The organism is Streptomyces sp. NPDC051563, from assembly GCF_044454225.1.
GTDB lineage: Bacteria > Actinomycetota > Actinomycetes > Streptomycetales > Streptomycetaceae > Streptomyces.
In genome coordinates this window covers 77518-100523 of sequence record NZ_JBITDL010000028.1, presented here as the reverse complement: position 1 = coordinate 100523, position 23006 = coordinate 77518, and the positions used below count along the sequence as shown (strand labels likewise).

The window sequence follows — 23006 nt, the reverse complement described above, 5'->3', positions numbered from 1 at the left end:
GGGCGGCGGGCCGGAGTCTGCGGTCCGGGGCCTGGGTCAGCCGTTGACGCAGGTGTTGCCGAACGCGGGGTTGAGCAGCCCGATCACGTTGATCGAGTTGCCGCACGCGTTGATCGGGATGTGGATGGGGATCTGGATCAGGTTGCCCGAGCCGACTCCCGGGGAGTAGGCGGCGAGGCCCTGGGCTCCGGCGTCGGCCGAGGCCACCGAGGCCCCGCCGACGAGAAGGGCGCCCGAGGCGAGGGCGAGTGCGGCAGTCTTGAGGACACGCGACACGACAGATCTCCTTGCTGGCTGTGCGGCGGCGGATCCCGGGGCCCATCGGCTCCGTGACCTGCCGCACGACGGCCCCTGGAACGGGCCCGCGACCCTCCTTCGGTCCGGAGCACCGGCGCGGTTTGGTCCAGGGGAGCCGGTTCCCCCGAACGGATGCACTTCCGCACATGTGCCGACCAATCCGCGCACGGGCCCGCTCCGAAGACAAGGTGAGACAGCAAGGACCCGGCGCGCACCGAGGCCCCGGCGGACGGGGAACAGGTGCGCCTGCCACGAAGGATCGTTCATGCGATGGATGGACCGGCGAGAACCACTCGCGGCACCGGCGTGCCCGCCCGGGCCCGGCCGTACACGGGGGCCGCACAGGTGAACCCCGAGAAGCTGCGCTTCCCCGGCCCGGGCCCGGGCACCGGCCCCGGACAGGGCAACGGACCCGGATCGGTCGCGGCCGAACTCGCGGAGCTGATGGCGCGCGTCGCCCAGGGCGACCAGGACGCCTTCTCCGCGCTCTACGACGCCGTGGCCGGAACCGTCTTCGGCATCGCCGTCAAGGTGGTGCGCGACCGCGCACAGTCGGAAGAGGTCGCGCAGGAGGTGATGATCGACGTGTGGCGCCAGGCCGCCCGCTACCGCCCCGACCAGGGCAGCGTCATGGCCTGGGTGGCCACGATCGCCCACCGCCGCGCCGTCGACCGGGTCCGCTCCGCCCAGGCCTCGGCCACCCGCGAGCACGATGTGGGCGTGCGCGACCAGGAACGGCCCTTCGACGAGGTGAGCGAGCAGGTGGAGACCCGGCTGGAACGCGACCAGGTCAAACGCTGCCTGCGGCGGCTGACCGAGCTCCAGCGCCAGGCCGTCACCCTCGCCTATTACCAGGGGCTGACCTACCGTGAGGTCGCCGAGACACTCCAGACTCCTCTTCCCACGATCAAGACCCGGATGCGCGACGGACTGATCCGCCTGCGCGACTGCATGGGGGTGACCACGTGAAGCACGACGAAGAACTGCACACCCTCACCGCGGCCTACGTACTGGACGCGCTCGGCCCGGGTGAACAGGAGGCCTTCTCCCGGCACCTGGCCCGCTGCGCGCCGTGCTCCGGAGACGTCGCGGAGTTCTCCGCCACGGCGGGCAGGCTGGCCGTGGCGGTGTCCCTCGTGCCACCGCCGCAGATGAAGGCGGACGTGCTCGCCCGCATCGAGTCCGTCCGCCAGCTGCCCCCGAGGGTCGGCGTCCGCCGCGCGGCCGGCTTCCTGGACCGGCTGCCGCGCAAGACCGGAGCCTTCGTCGTCGCCGCTTCGCTCGTCGGGGCCGCCCTCTTCGGCGGCGCCGCGCTCCACGAGAACGGGCAGGCGGACCGGGCCCGGCAGGAGGCCCGGCAGGCCGAGGCGCGCAGCCAGGAGCTGCGGGCCGTGGTCACCGCCCCGGACGCCCGTAGCGTCCACGGCCGCACCAGCGGCGGAGCCGCCGCCACGGTGGTCACCTCCGCCGCGCGGGACCGGGCCGTGTTCCTCACCGACCGGCTGCCGGCCGCCGGGGAGGGCCGCACGTACCAGCTGTGGCTGGCCGACGGGGGCACGATGCACCCGGCCGGCTTCCTCACCGGCGACGGGGCGGCCGTACTGGACGGCGACCTCGGCACGGCCACGGCGGTCGGCCTGACGCTGGAGCCCGCCGGGGGATCGCCGCAGCCGACGACCAGCCCCCTGGTCCTGCTGACCCTGCCGGCGTAGGGCGCAGGGCGTAGGGCGCAGACGTACGGAGCACCCGGGCGGGTGACCTGGAGCGAGGCCTCCGGTCACCCGCCCGCCCCGTCGGCGGGCCCGGTACCGCGCTCCCTCGGGGGCTGGCCCCGGCCGCGGGCCGCGTGGATCATGAGGGGGCGCCGGAGCAATGGGGCCCCGGCGCGCGCCCGCCACCGAGTCCTGGGGGTCCATGTGCCGTCCGAGCCGTCCGAGCCGTCCGAGCAGTTCGCCTCGTCCACGTCGTCCGCGTCGGCGTCGTCCGTCGAGCCGAGTTACGCGTCCGGGACCAGCGAGGTGCCGCTGCTGGGCGACACCATCGGCGAGAACCTGGACCGCGCCGTCCGAAGGTTCCCCGGCCGCGACGCCCTCGTCGACATGGCCTCCGGGCGCCACTGGACGTACGCGGAGTTCGCCGCGGACGTGGACGCCCTCGCGCTCGGCCTGCTGGACCTCGGGATCGTCAAGGGGGACCGGGTCGGGATCTGGGCCCCCAACTGCCCCGAGTGGACGATGGTGCAGTACGCCACGGCCCGCATCGGCGCGGTCCTCGTCACCGTGAACCCGGCCTACCGCTCCCACGAGCTGGAGTACGTCCTGCGCCAGTCCGGGATCCGGCTGCTGGTCGCGGCGGAGCGGTTCAAGACCTCCGACTACGCGGCCATGATCGAGGAGGTCGGGCCGGGCTGTCCGGACCTGGAGTTCACCGCCCTGCTCGACGGCCCGCTCTGGAACTCCCTCCGGGAACGAGGCCGTCGCGCCGACCGGGCCGAACTGCTGCGCGCCCAGGCCGTGCTGAGCCCGGACGACCCGGTCAACATTCAATACACCTCCGGAACCACCGGCTTCCCCAAGGGCGCGACCCTCTCGCACCACAACATCCTCAACAACGCCTACTTCGTCGGCGAGTTGTGTCACTACACCGAGCAGGACCGGGTCTGCATCCCGGTGCCCTTCTACCACTGCTTCGGCATGGTCATGGGGAACCTCGCCTGCACCAGCCACGGCGCCGCCATGATCATCCCCGCGCCCGCCTTCGACCCGGGGGCCACCCTGGCCGCCGTCCAGGCGGAGGCCTGTACCTCGCTCTACGGGGTGCCCACCATGTTCATCGCCGAGCTGGCCCACCCGGACTTCGAGACCTACGACCTCTCCAGCCTGCGCACCGGCATCATGGCGGGGTCGCCCTGCCCGGTCGAGGTGATGAAGGAGGTCATCGACCGGATGGGCATGCGCGAGGTGTCCATCTGCTACGGGATGACGGAGACCTCGCCGGTCTCCACCCAGACCCGCGTGGACGACTCCGTGGAGCGCCGCGTCTCGACGGTGGGCCGGGTCGGGCCGCACCTGGAGGTCAAGGTGGTCGACCCGGCCACCGGCCGGACCGTCCCCCGCGGCGAACCGGGCGAACTGTGCACCCGGGGCTACTCCGTGATGCTCGGCTACTGGGACCAGCCCGAGCGCACCGCCGAGGCCGTCGACGCGGCCCGCTGGATGCACACCGGAGACCTCGCCGTCATGGACGCGGACGGGTACCTGAGCATCACCGGCCGGATCAAGGACATGGTGATCCGCGGCGGCGAGAACCTGTACCCGCGCGAGATCGAGGAGTTCCTGCACGCCCACCCCGACGTCATGGACGTCCAGGTGATCGGCGTGCCCGACCCGAAGTACGGGGAGGAGCTCATGGCGTGGGTGCGGATGCGCGAGGGCGCCGAGCCGCTGACCGCGGAGGCCGTACGCGCGTACTGCGAGGGCCGGCTGGCCCACTTCAAGATCCCGCGCTACGTCCACGTCGTGGAGGAGTTCCCCATGACGGTGACGGGCAAGATCCGCAAGATCGAGATGCGGGAGACGGCGGCCCGGCTGCTGGGCCTTTCCTCCTGACAGGGCCGCCTGGGGCCGGCCGGGGATCCGCCTGCGCCCGGCCGGCCGGGCGGGCCGTCCGCGCGCCCGCCCTTCCGTCCGTCCGCGCGTCCGCCGTCCCGTACCGCCGTCTGCGCTGCGGTACGGGACACCGGGCGGGCGCCGCCCGTGCCCGGTCAGCGGGAGGCTCCGGCACCCTTCCCCGCGACGGTGTTGCTCGTGACCGCGCCGTCGGCGCCGGCCAGGGTCACGGCGTGCCGGACCCCGTCGGAGCCGAGGACCACAACGCGCCAGGCGCTTCCGCCGCCCTCCTGGGCGATCACGCACAGCGCCTCGGCCTTGCCGCCGGGCACGGCGGCCTCCGCCTTCTCCAGCGCCTGGGCCGCCGGCAGCGCCGGCAGCGGTACGGGGGCCCGGCCGGGCCCGTCCACGGCGGACCCCTCCTCGTCGCCGGAGAGCGCGGGCCGCCCCTGACCGTCCGGCGGGAAGACGCCGCGCTCGCCCTTCTGGCCGCCCCGCAGGCCGGGCTTGCCGGGCTCGCCCGGCTTCCCGGGGCGAGCGGGCAGCGGAGCCGTCATCGCGCCGCCCCCCTCCCGTTCCACGTCGAACCGGTCCCACATCCGCTCCGCACGCGTACGGCGGATGTCGTGCTCGTGATCCGTCACCGCGACCGCCGCCGCCCCCGCTCCGGCGGACGCCACCACCACGAGCCCGAGCGCCACCCAGCGTCCCCGGCCCTCACGGGCGAACCGGGTGAAGCGGCGGGCGGTCCGGGCGCCGCGCCCCGACGCCTTGCCGGCCGGGTCGCCGCCACCCTCGGCGCCACCCTCGACGGGAGCAGCGGCCGGGGGGAACTCGGGCGGCTGCGGACTGGACTGAGTCATCTGGACACTCCTCGCGTTCTCCGGGCGACGTGCCCGGCTCGGCCGATCCTGCGAGCAGGATGCTGAAGCCCCGCTGAAGCGAGCTGAAGAACCCTTCAGCAAGCCGGCGGCGCGACCTGAGAACCTTGCCCCATGCGCGTACTGGTGGTCGAGGACGAGCGGCGGCTGGCCGCCGCCCTGCAACGTGGTCTGCGGGCCGAGGGCTTCACCGTGGACACGGCACACGACGGCCCGCAAGGCCTGTGGATGGCCGGCGAACACGACTACGACGCCATCGTGCTCGACATCATGCTGCCCGGCCTCAACGGCTACCGGGTCTGCGCCCGGCTGCGCGCGGCCGGCTGCGAGTCGGGCATCCTCATGCTCACCGCCAAGGACGGCGAGTACGACGAGGCCGAGGCACTGGACACCGGAGCCGACGACTTCCTCTCCAAGCCCTTCTCCTACGTGGTCCTCGTGGCCCGCCTGCGGGCCCTGATCCGGCGCACCGGCCGCCGCAGCCCGCAGGTCATGGAGTTCGGCGACCTGCTCGTGGACCCGGCCCGGCAGCGCTGCACCCGCGGCGGCGTCGAAGCCCGGCTGACCGCGCGCGAGTTCGCCGTCCTGCTGCACCTGGCACGCCGTGCGGGCGAGGTCGTGCCCAAGCGGGACATCCTCGACCACGTCTGGGACGCCGCCTACGAAGGCGACCTCAACGTCGTCGAGGTCCACGTCAGCGCCCTGCGCCGGAAGATAGACGCGCCCTTCGGCCGGGCCGCGGTGGAGACCGTCCGGGGCGCCGGATACCGGCTGGCGGCCGACGGTGGCTGAGCCGTACGAGCCGTACGAGCCGTACCAGCCGAAGGGGCCGAAGCAGCCGTACGAGCCGAACGCACCGTACGAGGACGGGGACGGGGACGGGGACGGGGACGGCCCCCGCGAGGTCCGGCGCCGCCCGCGCGTGCTCCCGTACCGGCTGCGCAGGGCCCTGTCCCGGCTCCGTCCGCGCTCCGTCCGCGCCCAGGCCACCCTCGGTGCGTCCGCGGTGGTGGCCCTGGCCCTCGGCATCGCCTCCTTCGCCCTGCTCGGGGCCCTGGAGACCAACCTGACCATGAGCGCCCAGGCCGACGCCGAGCGCCAGGCCGTCAAGGTGGCCGCGATGGCGGCAACCGGCCGGCTGGAGCCCGTACCGCCGCCGGGCCGCGGCACGGACTTCCTCCAGGTCGTGGACGCGCAGGGCCGCGTGCTCGCGTCCAGCCCCAACCTCAGCGGCCGCCCCGCCCTCGTCCCGGAACCGCCCGACGCACCGGGCACGGTCCGCGGTACCTGGAAGGGCGGCCGGGTCCGCCAGGAACACCGCCAACGCGTCGTCCAGGTCACCACCGTCACCGCGAACGGGCTGGTCACCGTCTACGCCGGGACCTCGCTCCGGGACGCCGACACCGCCGACGAGACCATCATGACGGTGCTGGCCGTCGTGGTCCCGCTGCTCGTCCTGGTCGTCGCCCTGATCACCTGGCGGGTCACCGGCTGGGCCCTGCGCCCCGTCGAGGCGATCCGCGCCGAGGTCGCCGAGATAGGCGACCGCGAACTCCACCGCCGGGTGCCCGTGCCGCCCACCCGCGACGAGGTGGCCCGGCTCGCCGTCACCATGAACGCCACCCTGGACCGGCTGGAAGCGGCCGGCATACGCCAGCGCCGCTTCATCGCGGACGCCTCGCACGAACTGCGCAGCCCGATCACGGTGCTGCGCACCCAGCTGGAGGTCGCGCAGGCCCACCCGGATCCCGAGCTGTGGGGCGAGCTGGTCAGCGGCGCGCTGGAGGACACCGTACGGCTCCAGGACCTGGCGGCCGACCTGCTCCTGCTGGCCCGCCTCGACACCTCGGAACCACCGCCGGCCGCCGCCGTCGACCTCACGGAGGTGGTCCGCGAAGCGGCCCGTACGCGCCGGGGCGCGCGGGTCGCCGTCCGGGCGGACGTCGCCCCTGGGATCGCGGTCCGCGGCAGCACCATCTGGCTGTCGCGGCTCGTCACCAACCTGCTGGACAACGCCGGCCGTCACGCCGAGCAGCACGTCGGCCTCGTCCTGCGGCTGGACGAGGCCCGGGGGGAGGCCGTCCTCGAAGTGACCGACGACGGAGCCGGCATCGCGCCCGCCGACCGCGAACGGGTCTTCGAACGCTTCACCCGGCTCGACGACGCCCGCGCCCGCGACGAGGGCGGCACCGGCCTGGGCCTGGCCATCGCCCGTGACATCGCCCTGCGGCTCGGAGGAACCCTCACCGTCCGGGACTCCCCGAAGGGCGCCCGGCTGGTCGCCACCCTGCCGCTGGGCCCCTGACGGCGTGAGCCGGGGGCGTGCAAGGCATGTCCCCCGCGCTCCGGCGGGATCAGGCCGTTCTGGCCCCCGTGCCCGCTCCGGACCCCCGGCCCCCGCGGCCTCGCGCGCCCGTTCCCACCGCCCTGCGACGAAGGCCGGTTCTGGTTACTCCGCGTCCCGGGCTCGGATGTACTCCCTCACTCGACCTCTCAACCGGTTCCCCGGGACGCACCGCGGCCCCGCTCCGCCATGCCGCGGAGCGGCGCCGTCCGACGGGAACCGCCGCTGTTCGACGACGACGTGAAGGAGCTGCACGTGGCTGAGAAGACGGCACGGAGCACCCAGGACAAACCGGCGGCACCCCACGGTCCGGCGCCCTCCGGCCCACCCGAGTTCACGTTCGCCTGGGGCGCGCACCAGGAGGCCATGGAGCAGCTCTCGCTCCGGGACATGGCCGCGCGGCTGCCCGCCGCCCTCGCGCAGACCGCCCGGATGGCCTGGCGCATCGACCCCGCCTCCGCGACCCTCCTGCTGGCGGGGCAGATCCTCGCCGGCGTCTGCACGGCCGTGTCGCTGGGGGCCGTCGCCGAAGCGATGGGCCCGCTCCTGACCGGCGGCGGCGCGGCCGAGCGCATCGTGGACGCCGCCCGGCCGCTGGCCGTCGCCGCCGTGGCGGCCGGAACGGGCACGACCGCCCAGATCGTCGCCGGCGGCGCGGCCCGCCGCCTGACCCCGCGCCTGTCCACGACGGCCGACCTGGAGATGGTCGACGCCCACATGGACGTGGAGGTCTCCGCCTACGACGAGCCCGCGTTCTCCGACCGCTCGGAGGCCGCCGAGATCGGCGCGGCCCGGTCCTCCATGCTCGTCAAGGACGCGATGGCCTTCACCAACGGCCTGGTCAACCTGGTGGCGGTGGCCGGGGTCCTCGCCGTCGTGCACCCCGTTCTGATGCCGCTCCTCCTGCTCTCCGTCGTACCGCGCGGCGTGGGCGCCGTCATCGCCGCCCGCCTGGACCACGCCCTCCACAACGAGACGATCGCCTCCCGCAACATCCGCGGGATGATGCGCTGGTACCTCACCACGCACAAGCTCGGCGACGAGCTGCGCTGCAATTCCATGCGCCCCCACGCACACGACTGGTACGCCGCCGTCTGCGCCCGCATCGACGCCAAACTCGTCGGCTCCGCCCCGCGGTACCTGCGGGTCTCGCTCCTCGCCGCGGCTCTCGGCGGCCTCTTCCAGCTCGGAACATGGGCCGCGCTCGGCGCCCTGGTCCTGTCCGGCTCCATGGCCCTGGCGGCGGCCGGCACCGCCATCGTCGCGATGCGGACATCCGCCTCCGCCCTGTCCAGTCTCGTGGTCTACGGCGCCGCCATGTTCCAACACGCCCTCTACCTCGAGGACTACCGGCTCTTCCTGGAGCAGGCCCGCGAACTGGCCGTCACCCGGGGCACAGCGGAGGCGGGTCCGCCGGAGAAGGTCAGCCTGGAGAACGCCTCGTACACCTACCCGGGCAAGGACACCCCGGCGCTCGGGCCGGTGAGCCTGTCCCTGTCCCGCGGCGAGATCATCGCCGTCGTCGGCGAGAACGGCGCCGGGAAGTCCACCCTCATCCGCCTGCTGACCGGCCTCACGGTCCCGAGCGACGGGGAGGCGTACTGGGACGGCACCCCGACCCGCGCGCACGACCAGCGGACCCTGTGGACCCACGTCGGGCTGGTCGCCCAGTCCTACGCGCAGTGGCCGTTCACGGTGCGCGACAACGTCACCCTCGGCCAGCCCGGCGCGGGGGGCGATGACGCCGTGTGGGCCGCCCTCGACGCGGTCGGCATGAGCGGGGCCGTACGCGGCTGTCCGAACGGCCTGGACACGCTCCTGGCCCGCTCCCTGTGGGGCGGCCACGAGCTCTCCGGGGGCCAGTGGCAGCGACTGGCGTGCGCCCGCGCCTTCCACCGCAGGCCCCGGCTGCTGATCATGGACGAGCCCACCTCGGCGATGGACGCCCGGGGGGAGCACCGGATCTTCACCGGCCTGCAGGAGATGAAGGAGGACCGGATCACCATGATCGTCACGCACCGCATGGAGAACTGCCGCCTCGCCGACCGGATCATCGTCCTCGACAAGGGCCGGGTCATCGAGACCGGCACCTTCGCCGAACTGACCGCCCTCGGCGGCACGTTCGCCGAGCTGTACGGGCTCTCACAGGACCGCTGACCCGCGCGCCCCGCCCCGCTCCGTGGCTCCGTTTACGGAGCGGGGTCCCGTGCGGGCGCGGCTACGGAGCGGCGTAGCCGGCCAGGAAGAGGTCCACCCCCGAGGTGACGACACGGGTCAGCTCCGCCGCGCCGGTCCCGGTGCCGGGTGCGAAGGTGTGCACCAGTTGCGGGACGCCGGCGGTGGCGGCGACGAGCTGCCGGACGGCGAGCTCGGGGTCCGGGAGGCGCAGCCTTCCGCGCCGGGCGAGTTCGGTGAACGCCTCGACCAGGGGCCCGTTGTACGTGTCGTAGGTGACCCGGTACCAGAGCCGGCCGAGCTGGGGGAAGCGGTCGATCTCGCCGATCACCAGGCGGCGCAGGGCCATGACCTCGGGGCGCAGCAGGAGCGCGGCCCAGTCGCCGGTGAGAGCGATCAGGGCGGCGCGCAGATCGGCGGCCTCCACGAGGGCGGAGCCGTCCGGTTCGAGGCCGGCGTAGGTCTCGCGCAGGATGCCGCCGACGACGGCGAGGAACAGCCGCTCCTTCGTGCCGAAATGCTTGTAGAGCGTCGCCTTTGAAACCCCGGCGCGGCTGGTGATCGCGTCCATGGACGCAGCCGCGAACCCCTCGGCGAGGAACTCCGCGGCGGCCGCGTCGACGATCGCCCGGCGCTTGCGCCGGACGGCGTCGGAGGCTGCGGGGATGACCGGGATGCCGTAGGCGTCGGTGGCGTTCGCCGTGTCGGCTTCCATGGGGGAGTCCTTCGTACCTGCGGGGCGGTGGGGTGCGGTGGCGTGGGGTGGGGACGGTGCGGTGCGTGCGGGGCCAGTGTAGGAACCGGACCGGTTCGGTACACACCGTGCACCGCGCACCGCGCACCTCGCACCGCGTGTCCGGGTGGCACGCAGGCGATGCGGCCCCGTCCGTCAGCCCTGTGCGGCGCGCCCCTTCTTGACGTCCTCGGTGACATCGGCCGTGTCGGCGGCCGGCGGGATCGCGATGTCCTTCGTGACGCCGAAGGACAGGAAGTCCAGGTTGACGGTGACGTCGCCCACGGTCTGGTTCAGCCGGGTGGGCATGCCCTTGTCGTCGACCCAGACGTCCGAGACGAGCTCGGTCGCACCGCTCCCGCCCACCGCGCCGAACATCGCCTTGGCATCGCCCAGTTTGTCCACCGGAACCGTGGCGCGGTAGTGGACGGAGTCCTTGCCGTTGACGTCCTCCCGGCCGACCTTGGTGACGCCGCTGGCCCACTTGAGGGATTTCAGCCCGGCCGTCGGGTCGCCGTTGCCCGCGTTCATCCCGGCGGCCCCCTGCTCGCCGAGCACGGCCGAGGCCTCGACCTTCAGCCAGGTCTTGCCCTTGAGGGGGCCGCTCGGCGCCGGATCGATGCCGTAGTAGTACGCCCCCTGGACGAGCCGGTACGTGATCGTGCCGTCGGCGACGAGTTCCTGCATCCGGAGGGACTCGGCGGGCATCTCGGCCTCGAGCGCGAGGCCGTTGCCCCAGGAGTAGGTGCCCTTCATCTCCACCGGCTTGCCGCCCGTGTCGGGCGTCGTCACGTTCATCACGACCTCGGCCGAGCCCGCCTCGGCGGCCTCGTCGGAGGCCTTCGCGAGCGTGGCGACCAGCGTCTCCGCCGAGTCCGCCGCCTTCTCGCCGACGGAGTCCCCGGTCGTGCAGCCGCTGAGTCCCGCCGTCACGATCACGGCCGCCGCGATGCTCGTCGTGAGTGTCCCTGCCTTCATTCCCCACCCCTGGTTCGGCCGTCGTCCCCGTCGCCCGTCCCCCGGACGGGGCTTGACCGTCCTACGCTCGCACAACTTCCGGACGGGGAGCGGGGATTTCGGCCCCCACCGCCCCGTCGCGACCTTCCCCCGGAGGCGCCCCGAAAATCCGCGGCGCTCGTCCGAGCAGCACGTATATCCTCCCGGGATGCTGCGCATCGAACGCCTGCGGGCCGATCACGAAGAGGCCCTGCTGGCCTTCGAGCGGGACAACCGGGCGTACTTCGCCCGCTCCGTACCGGATCGCGGGGACGCGTTCTTCGCGGACTACCCGGCCCGTCACCGCGCCCTGCTCGCGGAGCAGGACACGGGTGCGTGCCGCTTCCACGTGGTGCTGGACGCCGCCGGGGAACTGATCGGACGCGTCAACCTGGTCGACCTCGCGGACGGCGCCGCCGACCTCGGCTACCGCATCGGCGAACGGTCGGCGGGCCGCGGCACGGCCACCGCCGCCGTCAGGGAGGTCTGCCGGCTCGCCGCCACGGAGTACGGCCTCGGTGTCCTCACCGCGTCCGCGGCCCTGGACAACCCGGCCTCGGCGGCGGTCCTCCGGCGAACCGGGTTCACGGTGACGGGGGAGACCGTCCTGAACGACAACCCCGGCCTGACCTACCGCCGGACCCTCACCCCGGAGGGCTGACCGCCGACGGCGCGGGCGCATGCACACCCGCCTGGCGCGCCGCTCTGCGGCTCGTACGTGACTCCCGCGGCTCTGGGTGTGCCGCCCTGCGGCTCTTGCGTCCTTCCGCGCGTGGGCCTCACGGCTCCGTGCCGTGTCGCCCCTGTTCCGCTTGCGAGGTTTGGTCGGCTGCCCCGTACCGGCCCGCCACCAGGCGCTCACCGCGGGGGCGGACGGTCGACGGCGCCGTCGCGTGCTCGCCCCGCCCGGCGCGTCGACCTGTGCCTCTTCCGTGACTCCCGCGGATCTGGGCTGGGCCGCCCTGCGGCTCTTGCGTCATTCGCGCACCCGTCACCCGCGCCCCACGGCCCTGTGCCGTGCCGCCTTGCGTGGCTCCGAGCGTGGGCCTCACGGCCTCACGGCCTCACGGCCTCACGGCCTCACGGCCTCACGGCGTGTCGCCGGGTGGCTTTGCCGGGGGCTCCGCGCGCGGGCCCTGCGGCCCTGCGGGTTGTCGCCTTGCGACTCTGTCCGGGCTCCGCCCGCAGGCCCCGGGGCGTGCCGCCGTGAGTTCCATCGGGGGCTTCGCCTTTGGCCGTCACGGCTCTGCCGTCCTGTTGCTCTTGGGCGGCTCCGCGCGTGGGACGCACGGCCTTGCGCCCTGGCGTCCCGTGCCTCTCGGCGGAGCACCGCTCGGGCACGTTGCCCTGTGTCGTGCCTGCCCCCCCACCCAGGCCCTCCGTCCTGCTCCGTGGCTACGCCATTGGGCCCCCGCGGCCCGCGCTGCGGCGCCCCCGCGCCGCCCGGACGGGGCGACAGTCCCGGTTCTGGTGCGTCCGGGTGACGGTTCGCCAGGGATCCGTCACCCCATCGGTGGCCCCGGCGCGCGCGCACGGCGTTGATCACCGAGTGTGTTGATCACCGGCAGCGTGCGCTGTCCGTCGGCCCCCGCACTGAGGAGTTCCCGGCCCCATGGCTGTCGCCGCCGTTCTCTCCGTCTCATGCAGCGCGCTGAGCGCCAAGGTCCCCGCGCAGACCCGGCCGAAGGCCGTCGACGAAGCCCGGGACCCGGCCGGCCGGCTGCTCGCGCGGCGCCGGGCCCGGGTGGCGGACGTCCAGGACCGACGGCCGGCCATCAAGGTGGTCACCAAGATCGGTACGGCCGTCCTCACGATGGCCGCCCCCGTTCTGACCGGCCGCCCCCAAGCCGTGTGCGGGGTCCTCGGCATCGTTGCGCCCGGCGGTCTCTGCGGGTACGGCGCCCGGCTGGTCCGCCGACGCGACCACCCCTACGCCTACGACTGCGCCCACGCCCGCGCCTCGGACTCCGCAGCCGCGCACGCAGCTCCGGCCACCCCTTCCGGGCCGGGGTCACCGGGGACGCACTCCAGCAGCGCGCCCACGGCGCCGACTTCGCCGACGGGATGAACGGCACCATCGAGATCCACGAGCCCTCCGGCCTCGGTAGGCGTGCCCGGCCCGCACCCGGTACGGCGCCCGCCGGCCCGTGCGGCCGTCCCACCCGCCTCGCGGCCGCCACGCGCACCCCCGACCGGGGCGAGCGGGCCGCCCGGCCGGCGTCCACCGCCGCGCACGCGGCCGGGACCGTCCGGCGCCACGTGGAACTGCGGATCGAGCCCGACTCCGGATCGCCCGCGACGCCGCCGCGCTGAACCGGGCCGTGTCCCTGTTTGCCGCTTTCTCCCTTCTCTTCTCTCTTCCCGTCCCTGGTTCCGATGCCTCCTGGCTCCGAGAACCCCGGTTCCGCCACCCCCGGTTCCGATCCCCCCCGCCCCTTCGCCACTTGGAGCAAGCCGATGGCCCTCGCCCCGTCGCCGCCCCCGGGCTGCCCCCACACCGGACCCGCCCGCAGGACCGTGGTCCAGGCCGCGGCCCTCGCCGCCGCCGGTCTGACCGCAGGCCTCGCCTCCACGGCCCGGGCCGCCGAGGCGCCGGTCCTCCCGGCCGCGGGACCGGCCGCGGGAGCGGCCACGGGGCCTGCCCGGCGGGACACCGACCCCGCCGCCCTCCCGCTGCGCACCGACCGGGACTCGCAGGGCGACATCCTCGCCGGGTTCCGCAAGGACCATGCCTGTTTCCTGTTCCTCCACTTCGGCGATACCGAGAAGGCCCGGCGCTGGCTGACCGACCTGCTGCCCTCGATCTCCACCACCGAGGAAGTGGCCCGCTTCAACCGGGCGTTCAGCAGGGCCCGCCGGCGCAGCGGCGGCATCGACCCCGTCTCCATGGCCACCCTGTGGACCGGGCTCGGCCTGACCCATCCCGGTCTGCGCCTGCTGGCCGGCAAGGAGCCCTTCCCCGCCGCCCCGCCCGGCTCCAGCGCCGAGGCCTTCACCCAGGGCTGCGCCGCCCGCGCGCAGCAGCTCGGCGACACCGGCACGAGCGCCCCGGAGTCCTGGCTGTTCGGCTCCGAGGAGTCCGGCCCGGCGGTGCACGCCGTCCTCACGCTCGCCGCCGACCAGCCCGAGCGGCTCGCCGTCGCCGTCGCCGAACACCGCGCGGCCGCGGCCGGGGCCGACGGGACGGTGCTGTTCCGCCAGGACGGGGCGACCCTGCCGGGCGCGCTGCGCGGGCACGAGCACTTCGGGTTCCTCGACTGCATCAGCCAGCCCGGCGTACGGGGCTTCGACGAGCCCGATCCGGCCGACCCGACCGGCGTGCTCGGCAAGCCCGGAACCAGGCTGATCCCGGCCGGCGAGTTCGTCGTCGGCCCCGAGCGTGTGAACAAGCGCCCCACCGGCCTGCCCGCCTGGGCCACCGGCGGCGCCTTCCAGGTGGTGCGCCGTCTCGCGCAGGACGTGCCCGGCTGGTGGACCCAGGTCGCGCTGCGCCTGGCCGAACTCCAGCGCGCCGGAGCAGCTCCCGCCGACGCCGGCCGGGAGTGGCTCGGAGCCCGCCTGATGGGCCGCTGGCCGGGCGGCATGCCCGTGGCCCTGTGCCCCGCGGCGGAGGAACTGCCCGTGCCGGGCAAGCATCCCGACGCCGGACTGGACTACAGCCAGGACCCGCAGGGCTGGCGGATGCCGCTGTTCGCGCACATCCGCAAGGGGAACCCGCGCGGCGGCCTCGTCCTCACCCCGGGACGGCCCCCCGTGGCCCAGGCGGAGCTCGACGCGCGGCGCCTGATGCGGCGCGGAATCCCGTACGGCCCCGTCTACAAGCCCGAGCTGGGCGAGGAGCACGGCCCGCAGAGCCCGCGCGGGCTGGTCTTCGTATGCCACCAGTCGGACCTGGTGGGGCAGTTCGAGCTGGTGATGCGCAAGTGGGTGAACGAGCCGGACTTCCCGGCCGGCCGCAACCCCCGCACCGGCTGCGACCCGGTGCTGGGCCCCGACTCGCCCATCGCCTTCGAAACCCCCTCGGCGGACGGCACCGGCAGCCGGGCCAACACCCTCTCCTTCAGCCGGTTCGTGCGCACCGAGGGCTCCGTCTACGCCTTCAGCCCCTCCCTCCCCGTCCTGCGCGCCCTGGCGAAGGGGGAGCTCGACGACTCCATCGAGTTCCACGCCGCCTCCGTCCTGCACCCCGGCGACGTCCTCGACGCGGGGAAGGCCCGGCTGACCCTCGACTCCTCGGGCGACCTGACCCTGCTCGACACCAAGGGCACCCGCACCTGGCGCACGTACACGGGCGGCGCCGGCCACGACGCCGTGCTCAAGGACGGCGAACTGCTCGTGCGCGACGCCGGCGGCGCCACGGTCTGGTCCAGCGGAACCGGTGGCCACCCCGGCGCCCGCCTGCTCCTGCGCCGCTCCGGCGAGCTGGTGATCGTGGACGGGAAGCGGGTTCTGTGGAAGGCGTCCGCCTCGTAGGGTGGCCGCATGGCGATCACGGCACCAGTGACAGGCGACACCCGGCTGATCTACGGCTGCATGGCTCTCGGCGGGAGCTGGGAGCCCGGCCCGTACGGGGCCGAGGACATCGACGAGGCCGAGGCGGCCATCGAGGCCGCCCTCGACAGCGGCATCACGATGTTCGACCACGCCGACATCTACCGGCACGGAAAGGCGGAAGCCGTCTTCGGCGAGGTGCTGGCCCGCACCCCCGGTCTGCGCGAGCGCATCACGCTGCAGACCAAGTGCGGCATCCGGCTCGCCGAAGGCGACCGCCCCGGCATCTACGACCTGCGGGGCGCGAGCATCCTGCGCCGCGTGGAGGAGAGCCTCACACGGCTGCGCACCGACGTCATCGACGTCCTGCTCCTGCACCGGCCCGACCCCCTGGCCGACCCGGCGGACATCGCCGAGGCGCTGTCCTCGCTGCACCGCCAGGGCCTCGTACGGCAGTTCGGCGTCTCCAACATGAACGCCGCCCAGTGCGCCCACCTGCAACGCCACCTCGACGTCCCGCTCGTCGCCAACCAGCTGGAGATGAGCCTGCACCGGCGGGACTGGCTCGAGGACGGGGTCCTCGTGAACACCCCGCCCGCGGCGGCCGTGGGCTTCCCGGCCGGCACCGTCGAGTACTGCACGGCGAACGGAGTCCGCCTCCAGGCCTACGGGGCCCTGGCCCAGGGACGCTTCACCGGGCGGGAGTCCAGCGTGGGGGAGCATGCGACCGCCGAGCACCTGCGCGCCCTGGCCAAGGCGAAGGACACGACGCCGGAGGCGATCCTGCTGTGGTGGCTGCAACGCCACCCGGCCCGGATCGCCCCCGTCATCGGCACCGGCCGCCCCGAGCGCATCCGGGCCTGCCGCGACGCCTCGCTGCGCGTCCCGGACCTCGGCCACGAGGAGTGGTACTCCCTGTGGCTCACGGCCCGGGGCGGACCGCTTCCCTAGGGCGGGCGTGACGACACCCCCGGCCCCCGGCGACTAGCCCGGCGAGCCGACCGCGCAGACCAGGATCGGGGTGGCGCGGCGCGGGTCGAGGGCGTTGCGGACCATGTGCCAGACGTTGAGGTCGTAGGCCTCGCCGATGTGGCCCACCGGGTCGAGGGGGCAGAAGTCCTGCACGTACTGGTTCTTGACCCCCGGCTCGCGGACGAACGCCGTCTCGGTCGGGGTCACCAGCTCGTCGTAGCGCGAGGTGATGACGGTGTACGCGATTCCGGGCTGGGCCAACGGACCGTCGTTGAGCGCCAGGATCGCGGGCCCCCCGGGCACCTCGTCGGCGAGCACCGGGATGCCGATCGTGGTCACGATCTTCTCCAGGGTCTCCCGGCCGATCAGCTTGTCGCCCAGGTCCAGCAGCCCGGCGGCGTTCGTGCCGTGGGTCGGGGGAGCGATGGCCACGACCGCCTTGATGTGGGGCTGGATGCCCTGCATCTTGGCGAGGTAGAGGGCCTGGAGCCCGCCCTCGGAGTGGCCGACGACGGACACCTTGGCCGCGCCGGTCGCGCCGCGCACCTTCTCTACGTACTCCTTGATCTCCACGTTCGAGACGGCCACCGGCTTGAGGCCGCCGACCAGCGGGAAGCCGTCGTAGGCGCCGTAGGTCAGGGCGAAGGTGCAGTAGCCGCGGGCGGCCAGGTCGAGCTGGAGGAAGTTGAGGTCCTCGTACCAGGTGGCGAAGGTGCCGTGGAGGAGCACCACGGGCTCGGGGTGCGCGGCGCTGGGCCGGCAGGAGAAGTCGTTGACCCCGCCTCCGGTGGCGCCCTCGGTGGCGGCGTGCGCCGGGAAGGCGGCGCCGAGCATGAGGGCCAGCGGGAGGGCGGCCCTGGCGAGCAGGGTGCGGGTGCGCGACGCACGGGTACGGCGGACCATACGACATCTCCTGACGGGGGGTCATGCACTGGTCGGACTGCACAGAATGCTCCGGCGCGCCGCCGCTGTCCCCTGGCGGTACGCGCAGAATGCTTCCTCCCGCGTTTGTGCACGGTGACAATGCGGGGATGGACGACGCGGGCGTGACCTCGAGCGGGACCTCGGACGTGACACCGGACACCGCCCCGGGCGGGGAGGCGGCGGCAGCGCCGGAGCTCGCCGCCGCGCTGCTGCCCCGGATACCGGAGATGGCGGCCGAGACCGTCGCCCGGCTGACCGCCGCCATTCCCGCCTACCGGCTGCTGCCCGACAGCGTCCTCGGCGGGGACCTCGTCGCGAACACCGAAGCCGTGCTGAAGCTGTTCTTCACCACCGTCGCCGAAGGCCGGGCGCCCACCGAGGCGGAGCTGGCGGCCCCCGTCGCCTGGGGCGCGGAGCGGGCCCGCGACGGGGTCCCCCTGGAGGCGGTGCTACGCGTCTACCCGCTCGGCGCCCGGCGGGCCTGGGAGCTCGCCGCGACCGGCCCGGACCCCGTCGCGGACCCGTACGCCCTGGTCACGAGCCTGCTGGCGTTCCTCGGCGAGGTCATGCCCAAGGTCGCCGAGGCCTACCTGCGCGAACAGGCCGACCTCGACTGGGAGCAGCGCGAACACGGCCGCAACCTCGCCGGAGTCCTGCTGGCGGGCCGCCCGGCGCGGCGCGCGGCCGAACGGTATGGGCGCACCCTCGCCGAACGGTACGAGGTGGTCGTCCTGCGCCTGCCCGAGGCGCCCGGCGGCGCGACGAACCGGATGCTGCGCGCCCTGCGCTCCGAACTGGACGGCAACCCCGAGGTGCTGGCCACCTTCAAGGGCGAAGGCGGCGTGCTGCTGGTCCCGCTCGGCCCGGACGGCGCGACCCGGCGCCTGCTCACCCGCCTCGACACCGCGGCCGAGCTCCGGTGCACGGCGGCCGCCGCCGTCGCCGAGGACCACGGAGCGATCCCGCAGGCCCAGACCGAGGCCTCCGAAGTCCTCGCCCTGGCCGAGGACCTGGGGCGCCCGCCGGGCCTCTACCGACTGTCCGACCTGGCCGTCGAATACCAGCTCGTACAGCCCGGCCCCGCCCGCGACGCCCTGGCCCGCGTCCTGGCCCCCCTGGACGACCAGCCCCATCTGATCGCCACGCTCCGGGAGTTCATCGCGGCCGGCTACCGCCGCGCGGAGGCCGCCGAAGCCCTCACCGTCCACCGCAACACCCTGACCTACCGCCTGGGCCGCATCCGCCTCCTCACCGGCCACGACGCCACCGACCCCACCTCGGCCCGCCACCTGGCGGCCGCCCTCACGGCCTACGACGCAACCCACCGCCCGGGCCCCTGAACCACGGCCCCAAAGGGCTCCGGGGCCTGAAGGCTGCTCCCGCCGGCAGCGGGCGGTCAGGTGAGGGGGAGGAGGCGGGACGGTGTGTGCGCCGACGTGGTCGCCGAGGCGGATGCGAGCGGGGCGTCGGTGGCGCCGCCCAGGGCGCTGCCGGCCAGCCAGGCGTCCCAGGTGAGGTTCCAGTCGCCGAAGCCGTTGGCGAACGGGGCCATCGGCTCACCGCCGCTGTTGACCACCGACACCACGTCGCCCTCCCGCACCGTGTCGAAGAACCAGGCCGCGTCGGCCGTGCTCATGCCGGTGCAGCCGTGGCTGACGTTCTCCTCGCCCTGCGCGTCGACGGACCAGGGCGCGGCGTGCACGTACTCCCCGCTCCACGTCACGCGGGTCGCGTAGAAGACGGGCAGGTCGTAGAACTCGCTCGTGCCGCGCTTGATGCCCACGGTGTCCCCGCGCATGCGCACCTTCCGCTCCTTGCCGAGCACGACCTTGATGCCGCTGCGCGTCAGGAATCCCTCCTTGCCGGTGGTCACCGGGATGGTCCGGACGGTCCGGCCGTTGCGGCGTACGGTCATCTCGTGCGCGGCGGCGTCGGTGAGCGCCTCGATCCGGTCCCCGACGGTGAAGCGCAGGTCCTCCGAGGGGCCGCCGTACTCGTGTTCCCCGACCTCGACCCCGTCGAGACCGCTGACCACGTGCACCACCGCGTGGGCGGGCCAGTAGGTGCGGGGCCGGTAGTGCAGGGTCGAGTCGTCGACCCAGTGCCAGGCCCCCTCGACCGCCGGTTCCGAGGTGACCTGCAGGGCCCGCTCCAGCCGGGCCCGCGCGGCCGGGTCGCCGGCGGGAACGGGGCGGCTCAGGGAGGCCGTCACGATCTGCCCCGCGCCGTACGTCCCGGGCCGGGGCCCGAACTCGGCGGTGAGCCGCTCGTCCTGCGCCGCCGCCGCGGTCCGGAACGCCATGGTGACCCCGACCGGGGTGCCCGCCGCGTCCTGGGCGCCGACCCGGACGGTGTAGGTCTCACCGGCGCGCAGCGGCTCGGTGTTGCCCCAGTGGTGGCCCCGGGCGCCCATGGCGCCGCCCACGTAGCGGCCGTGGCCATCGTGGACGGTGACGTAGGTGAGCAGGCCCGGTCCGGCGAGGGCGATCTCCAGGGGGCCGGCCGCGTCGGTGGGCAGGACGACCGTACGGGCGGCCGGCCGGGCCGCGCCGCGGGACGAGGGATCGCGCACCATCGAACCGGCTCCGCTGGCGGTGGCCCGGACCAGCTGCTGCTCCAGTCCGCCGCACCGTTCCGCCCGGAACGCGTCCATCGCGCACCGCCGGCCCCCGTCGGCCAGCACCCGGCCGACCAGCAGCTCGACGGAGCCGGCGGGCTCGCCGCCCGCCTGCGGCCCGTCGGCGGAGCGCGACGCCGACTGCGGCGCGGCGGCGACCACGAAGACCACCCCGGCCACCGCCCCGGCCACCCGCCACGTCCTGCCCCGTCGCCGGAGCCGGAGTCGGAATCCTCCACGGTGTGTCGATGACAGCATGCGCGTCACGCAGCCCTCCCAGATCGCCTTCGGCCGGATGGCAGCATCAAAACGATTTCCGGGCAGCCCGATGATCATGAACTCGGCCCATGGGGCCGAACGGGCACCGAAGAGGGCTCGTACGGAGTAGGGGAGGGGCGCGTCAGGCGCTCGTCGCCGTCGCGGCCGAGGCCTCGCCGGCGGCCGTGGTGCGGCCCTCGCCCGTGACGTTGGCGAGGAACGCGGCGAGGTTCGCGACCGTCCGCTCGATCTTCTCCTCCAGGGTCAGCGACTCGTGGAGCCGGCCGTCCGGGCCCGCGTTCTTCTTGCCCCGCAGGTAGAGCGAGCAGGCGAGGTCCCCGCAGATGTAGGCGCCCACGGTGTTGCCCTGCTGCCCCTCCTTGCCCGCCTTCGGCGCGACCATCAGCGCGACGCCCCCGGTGTGGGTGGTCAGGCACAGCGAGCACATGCTGCGCCGCGCCTGGGAGGGAGCGGCGCCGGAGGAGCGCAGCGCGACGGCGACCGTGCGGCCGTCGAGCTCGGTGACGAGGTAGGCGCGCTCGGGGGCCTTGGGGTCCCACCAGCCGAGGAAGTCCAGGTCGGCCCAGGGCCGCTCGGCCAGGTCGCGGGGTACGGACAGGCGCTTTGCCTCGCCCTTGGTGCAGTTCACGAAGGCGGTACGGATCTCTTGCTCGGTCAACGGCTTCATGAGCGGCAGGCTAATTTGCCTAAAGGTTTTAGGCAAATGCATAATGGCTGTCGCCAGCTAGGAGGCACATGATGGTTCGAGCAGGACTGACCACCGAGCGGCTGACCCGGGCGGGCGCGGAACTGGCCGACGAGGTCGGCTTCGAGCAGGTGACCGTCTCGGCGCTCGCCCGGCGGTTCGACGTCAAGGTCGCGAGCCTCTACTCGCACCTGAAGAACTCCCGGGACCTCAAGACCCGGATCGCCCTCCTCGCCCTGGAGGAACTGGCCGACCGGGTCGCGGCCGCCCTGGCCGGGCGGGCCGGCAAGGACGCCCTCGCGGCCTTCGCGGACGCCTACCGGGACTACGCCCGGGAGCACCCCGGCCGCTACGACGCAGCCCGGTTCCGGCTGGACCCGGAGACGGCCGCCGCCAGCGCGGGCGTCCGGCACGCCCAGATGACGCGGGCGCTCCTGCGCGGCTACGACCTGGCGGAACCGGAACAGACGCACGCCGTACGGATGCTCGGCAGCGTCTTCCACGGCTACGTCAGCCTGGAGCTGGGCGGCGGCTTCAGCCACACGGCCGTGGACCCGCAGGAGTCCTGGGACCGGATGGTGGACTCCCTCGACGTGATGCTGCGCAACTGGCCGACGGCCTGAGCGCCCCCCATGCACCCGCGGGGCCGAGGTGTCAGAGGCCCCCCACGCACCTGCGGGGCTGAAGCCCGACCGGTCCCCGCACACCCGCGCGCGGGCACGCGCGCACCCCGGGACCGCTGTCCCCCGATCGCGAGGCCGAACCGATGAACACACCTGCCACCCCGTCCGTCACCACGCCGGTCACCCCGGACCTCCTGCGCGGCGCCGTCGACGTGGAACGCACCGCGCACGGACTGCTGCCCCACCGGCTGCCCGCCCGGGCCCGCCTGCAGATCCCCGACGACCAGCTGGCCACGGCCGAGGCCCGCCCGTCCGGCGTGCGCCTGGCCTTCCGTACCCGCGCCACCGTCATCGAACTGGACGCCCTGCCCACGAAGCGGGCCTACCGGGGCTTCCCGGCCTCGCCGGACGGCGCGTACGACCTCGTCGTCGACGGCGTGCTCACCGCCCGGGCCACCGTGCCGGGCGGCCGGGTCCGCACCCTCGACCTGGCCACCCAGGCGGTCGAAGTCGAAGAGGGCCCGCCCGGCACCGCCCGCTTCGCGGATCTGCCCGCGCGGGACAAGGACGTCGAGATCTGGCTGCCCCATACCGAGATCACCGAACTGATCGCCCTGCGCACCGACGCCCCCGTCACCCCCGCCCCGGACAGCGGGCGCAGGGTGTGGCTGCACCACGGCAGCTCCATCAGCCACGGCTCGAACGCGGAGCGCCCCACCGGCACCTGGCCGGCCCTGGCCGCGATGCGGGGTGTGGTGGACCTGGTCAACATGGGGTTCTCCGGCAGCGCCCTGCTGGACCCCTTCACCGCCCGCGCGATGCGCGACACCCCCGCCGACCTGATCAGCATCAAGATCGGGATCAACCTCGCCAACCTGGACCTGATGCGGCTGCGCGCCTTCACCCCCGCGGTCCACGGCTTCCTCGACACCCTCCGCGAGGGCCATCCGGTGACCCCGCTCCTCGTCGTGTCACCCCTCCTGTGCCCGATCCAGGAGGACACCCCCGGGCCCCTCACCACGGACTTCAGCACGGGGACCCTGCGGTTCAAGGCACTGGGCGACCCGGCCGAACGGGCCGCCGGACGGCTCACGCTCAATGTCATCCGCGAGGCGCTCGCCGGGATCGTCGCGCAGCGGGCGGCCGGGGACCCGCACCTGCACTACCTCGACGGCCGCGAGCTCTACGGCGCTGCGGACCACGCCGAGCTGCCGCTGCCGGACGACCTCCACCCCGACCCGGCGGGCCACGTGCGCATCGCCGAGAACTTCGCCCGCCACGCCTTCGCCGCCGGTGGGCCCTTCGCCCCGCCGGCCGGCTGAGCCGCCTCCGGACCTGCGCTTCACCAAGCCCGTGCCGCGGCCCGGCGGGGCGGCCCCAC

21 protein-coding genes are annotated in these 23006 nt (G+C 74.2%); 14 read left to right on the top strand and 7 right to left on the bottom strand.

The window, feature by feature from the left end:
- Positions 1–36 precede the first annotated feature (36 nt).
- Entirely contained in the window at positions 37–276 is a 240-nt protein-coding gene (locus ACIA8F_RS29335; protein ID WP_399383232.1) for a chaplin, read from the bottom strand.
- Positions 277–741: 465 nt separating this feature from the next.
- On the opposite strand from ACIA8F_RS29335, the gene sigK reads away from it, so the two are divergent.
- The 3 genes from sigK to ACIA8F_RS29320 all read left to right on the top strand — a co-directional run bounded on the left by sigK (position 742) and on the right by ACIA8F_RS29320 (position 3905).
- Positions 742–1266 (top strand): ECF RNA polymerase sigma factor SigK, encoded by a 525-nt coding sequence (gene sigK, locus ACIA8F_RS29330; protein ID WP_399383276.1) that lies wholly within the window; start codon positions 742–744, stop codon positions 1264–1266.
- The gene (locus ACIA8F_RS29325) at positions 1263–2009 is read left to right on the top strand and encodes an anti-sigma factor domain-containing protein (protein WP_399383230.1); all 747 of its coding nucleotides are present in this window, start codon (positions 1263–1265) and stop codon (positions 2007–2009) included. The genes sigK and ACIA8F_RS29325 overlap by 4 nt, the downstream gene beginning before the upstream one ends.
- 306 nt (positions 2010–2315) lie before the next feature.
- Positions 2316–3905: an AMP-binding protein gene (locus ACIA8F_RS29320; protein WP_399383274.1), complete on the top strand. Its 1590-nt coding sequence runs from the start codon at positions 2316–2318 to the stop codon at positions 3903–3905.
- Between the two features lie 155 nt (positions 3906–4060).
- On the opposite strand, the gene ACIA8F_RS29315 is transcribed toward ACIA8F_RS29320, so the two are convergent.
- Positions 4061–4768 carry a hypothetical protein gene (locus ACIA8F_RS29315; RefSeq protein ID WP_399383229.1) on the bottom strand — a complete coding sequence of 236 codons (708 nt, stop codon included), beginning with the start codon at positions 4766–4768 and terminating at the stop codon, positions 4061–4063.
- Between the two features lie 132 nt (positions 4769–4900).
- On the opposite strand from ACIA8F_RS29315, the gene ACIA8F_RS29310 reads away from it, so the two are divergent.
- The 3 genes from ACIA8F_RS29310 to ACIA8F_RS29300 all read left to right on the top strand — a co-directional run bounded on the left by ACIA8F_RS29310 (position 4901) and on the right by ACIA8F_RS29300 (position 9287).
- On the top strand, positions 4901–5578 hold the full coding sequence (locus ACIA8F_RS29310) for a response regulator transcription factor (RefSeq protein WP_383949953.1): 678 nt from the start codon (positions 4901–4903) through the stop codon (positions 5576–5578).
- The gene (locus ACIA8F_RS29305; RefSeq protein WP_399383227.1) at positions 5571–7091 is read left to right on the top strand and encodes an ATP-binding protein; all 1521 of its coding nucleotides are present in this window, start codon (positions 5571–5573) and stop codon (positions 7089–7091) included. The genes ACIA8F_RS29310 and ACIA8F_RS29305 overlap by 8 nt, the downstream gene beginning before the upstream one ends.
- Positions 7092–7385: 294 nt before the next feature.
- Entirely contained in the window at positions 7386–9287 is a 1902-nt protein-coding gene (locus tag ACIA8F_RS29300) for an ATP-binding cassette domain-containing protein (RefSeq protein ID WP_399383225.1), read from the top strand.
- A gap of 61 nt (positions 9288–9348) precedes the next feature.
- Here the strand turns inward: ACIA8F_RS29300 and ACIA8F_RS29295 are convergent, their stop codons facing one another.
- Both ACIA8F_RS29295 and ACIA8F_RS29290 read right to left on the bottom strand, forming a co-directional pair.
- On the bottom strand, positions 9349–10020 hold the full coding sequence (locus ACIA8F_RS29295; protein ID WP_399383223.1) for a TetR/AcrR family transcriptional regulator: 672 nt from the start codon (positions 10018–10020) through the stop codon (positions 9349–9351).
- Positions 10021–10194: 174 nt separating this feature from the next.
- Positions 10195–11016 carry a hypothetical protein gene (locus ACIA8F_RS29290; protein WP_399383221.1) on the bottom strand — a complete coding sequence of 274 codons (822 nt, stop codon included), beginning with the start codon at positions 11014–11016 and terminating at the stop codon, positions 10195–10197.
- 187 nt (positions 11017–11203) lie between these two features.
- Between ACIA8F_RS29290 and ACIA8F_RS29285 the strand changes: the two genes are divergently transcribed.
- The 5 genes from ACIA8F_RS29285 (at position 11204) to ACIA8F_RS29265 (ending at position 16476) form a co-directional block, all read left to right on the top strand.
- Positions 11204–11695: a GNAT family N-acetyltransferase gene (locus tag ACIA8F_RS29285; protein WP_399383220.1), complete on the top strand. Its 492-nt coding sequence runs from the start codon at positions 11204–11206 to the stop codon at positions 11693–11695.
- A gap of 951 nt (positions 11696–12646) precedes the next feature.
- Complete coding sequence (locus ACIA8F_RS29280; protein ID WP_399383218.1) at positions 12647–13102, top strand: hypothetical protein; 456 nt, start codon at positions 12647–12649, stop codon at positions 13100–13102.
- The gene (locus ACIA8F_RS29275; RefSeq protein WP_399383217.1) at positions 13099–13347 is read left to right on the top strand and encodes a hypothetical protein; all 249 of its coding nucleotides are present in this window, start codon (positions 13099–13101) and stop codon (positions 13345–13347) included. Before ACIA8F_RS29280 ends, ACIA8F_RS29275 begins: the two co-directional genes overlap by 4 nt.
- A 144-nt stretch (positions 13348–13491) precedes the next feature.
- Complete coding sequence (locus ACIA8F_RS29270) at positions 13492–15507, top strand: peroxidase (protein WP_399383216.1); 2016 nt, start codon at positions 13492–13494, stop codon at positions 15505–15507.
- 9 nt (positions 15508–15516) lie between these two features.
- Positions 15517–16476, top strand: a complete 960-nt coding sequence (locus ACIA8F_RS29265; protein WP_399383214.1) for an aldo/keto reductase family oxidoreductase — start codon at positions 15517–15519, stop codon at positions 16474–16476.
- Between the two features lie 33 nt (positions 16477–16509).
- On the opposite strand, the gene ACIA8F_RS29260 is transcribed toward ACIA8F_RS29265, so the two are convergent.
- A complete protein-coding gene (locus ACIA8F_RS29260) occupies positions 16510–17400 on the bottom strand; it encodes an esterase/lipase family protein (protein WP_399383212.1) in 891 nt (296 codons plus the stop codon).
- Positions 17401–17528: 128 nt separating this feature from the next.
- Between ACIA8F_RS29260 and ACIA8F_RS29255 the strand changes: the two genes are divergently transcribed.
- Positions 17529–18761: a PucR family transcriptional regulator gene (locus ACIA8F_RS29255; RefSeq protein WP_399383211.1), complete on the top strand. Its 1233-nt coding sequence runs from the start codon at positions 17529–17531 to the stop codon at positions 18759–18761.
- A gap of 56 nt (positions 18762–18817) precedes the next feature.
- On the opposite strand, the gene ACIA8F_RS29250 is transcribed toward ACIA8F_RS29255, so the two are convergent.
- The gene (locus ACIA8F_RS29250; RefSeq protein ID WP_399383273.1) at positions 18818–20074 is read right to left on the bottom strand and encodes an Ig-like domain-containing protein; all 1257 of its coding nucleotides are present in this window, start codon (positions 20072–20074) and stop codon (positions 18818–18820) included.
- Positions 20075–20438: 364 nt separating this feature from the next.
- Positions 20439–20984 (bottom strand): FBP domain-containing protein, encoded by a 546-nt coding sequence (locus ACIA8F_RS29245; RefSeq protein WP_399383209.1) that lies wholly within the window; start codon positions 20982–20984, stop codon positions 20439–20441.
- Positions 20985–21055: 71 nt separating this feature from the next.
- On the opposite strand from ACIA8F_RS29245, the gene ACIA8F_RS29240 reads away from it, so the two are divergent.
- Both ACIA8F_RS29240 and ACIA8F_RS29235 read left to right on the top strand, forming a co-directional pair.
- Positions 21056–21625 (top strand): TetR/AcrR family transcriptional regulator, encoded by a 570-nt coding sequence (locus tag ACIA8F_RS29240; protein WP_399383272.1) that lies wholly within the window; start codon positions 21056–21058, stop codon positions 21623–21625.
- A 143-nt stretch (positions 21626–21768) separates the two neighbouring features.
- Complete coding sequence (locus tag ACIA8F_RS29235) at positions 21769–22947, top strand: SGNH/GDSL hydrolase family protein (protein ID WP_399383207.1); 1179 nt, start codon at positions 21769–21771, stop codon at positions 22945–22947.
- The last annotated feature ends 59 nt before the right edge of the window (positions 22948–23006 follow it).

What these genes read in the sequence shown, in the direction of transcription:
- ACIA8F_RS29245 (WP_399383209.1), bottom strand. Translation starts at nt 20,984, where the DNA reads ATGAAGCCGTTGACCGAGCAAGAGATCCGTACCGCCTTCGTGAACTGC.
- ACIA8F_RS29310 (WP_383949953.1), top strand. Translation starts at nt 4,901, where the DNA reads ATGCGCGTACTGGTGGTCGAGGACGAGCGGCGGCTGGCCGCCGCCCTG.
- ACIA8F_RS29280 (WP_399383218.1), top strand. Translation starts at nt 12,647, where the DNA reads ATGGCTGTCGCCGCCGTTCTCTCCGTCTCATGCAGCGCGCTGAGCGCC.
- ACIA8F_RS29285 (WP_399383220.1), top strand. Translation starts at nt 11,204, where the DNA reads ATGCTGCGCATCGAACGCCTGCGGGCCGATCACGAAGAGGCCCTGCTG.
- ACIA8F_RS29275 (WP_399383217.1), top strand. Translation starts at nt 13,099, where the DNA reads ATGAACGGCACCATCGAGATCCACGAGCCCTCCGGCCTCGGTAGGCGT.
- ACIA8F_RS29260 (WP_399383212.1), bottom strand. Translation starts at nt 17,400, where the DNA reads ATGGTCCGCCGTACCCGTGCGTCGCGCACCCGCACCCTGCTCGCCAGG.
- ACIA8F_RS29265 (WP_399383214.1), top strand. Translation starts at nt 15,517, where the DNA reads ATGGCGATCACGGCACCAGTGACAGGCGACACCCGGCTGATCTACGGC.
- ACIA8F_RS29270 (WP_399383216.1), top strand. Translation starts at nt 13,492, where the DNA reads ATGGCCCTCGCCCCGTCGCCGCCCCCGGGCTGCCCCCACACCGGACCC.
- ACIA8F_RS29240 (WP_399383272.1), top strand. Translation starts at nt 21,056, where the DNA reads ATGGTTCGAGCAGGACTGACCACCGAGCGGCTGACCCGGGCGGGCGCG.
- ACIA8F_RS29255 (WP_399383211.1), top strand. Translation starts at nt 17,529, where the DNA reads ATGGACGACGCGGGCGTGACCTCGAGCGGGACCTCGGACGTGACACCG.
- sigK (WP_399383276.1), top strand. Translation starts at nt 742, where the DNA reads ATGGCGCGCGTCGCCCAGGGCGACCAGGACGCCTTCTCCGCGCTCTAC.
- ACIA8F_RS29295 (WP_399383223.1), bottom strand. Translation starts at nt 10,020, where the DNA reads ATGGAAGCCGACACGGCGAACGCCACCGACGCCTACGGCATCCCGGTC.
- ACIA8F_RS29290 (WP_399383221.1), bottom strand. Translation starts at nt 11,016, where the DNA reads ATGAAGGCAGGGACACTCACGACGAGCATCGCGGCGGCCGTGATCGTG.
- ACIA8F_RS29315 (WP_399383229.1), bottom strand. Translation starts at nt 4,768, where the DNA reads ATGACTCAGTCCAGTCCGCAGCCGCCCGAGTTCCCCCCGGCCGCTGCT.
- ACIA8F_RS29250 (WP_399383273.1), bottom strand. Translation starts at nt 20,074, where the DNA reads ATGGACGCGTTCCGGGCGGAACGGTGCGGCGGACTGGAGCAGCAGCTG.
- ACIA8F_RS29235 (WP_399383207.1), top strand. Translation starts at nt 21,769, where the DNA reads ATGAACACACCTGCCACCCCGTCCGTCACCACGCCGGTCACCCCGGAC.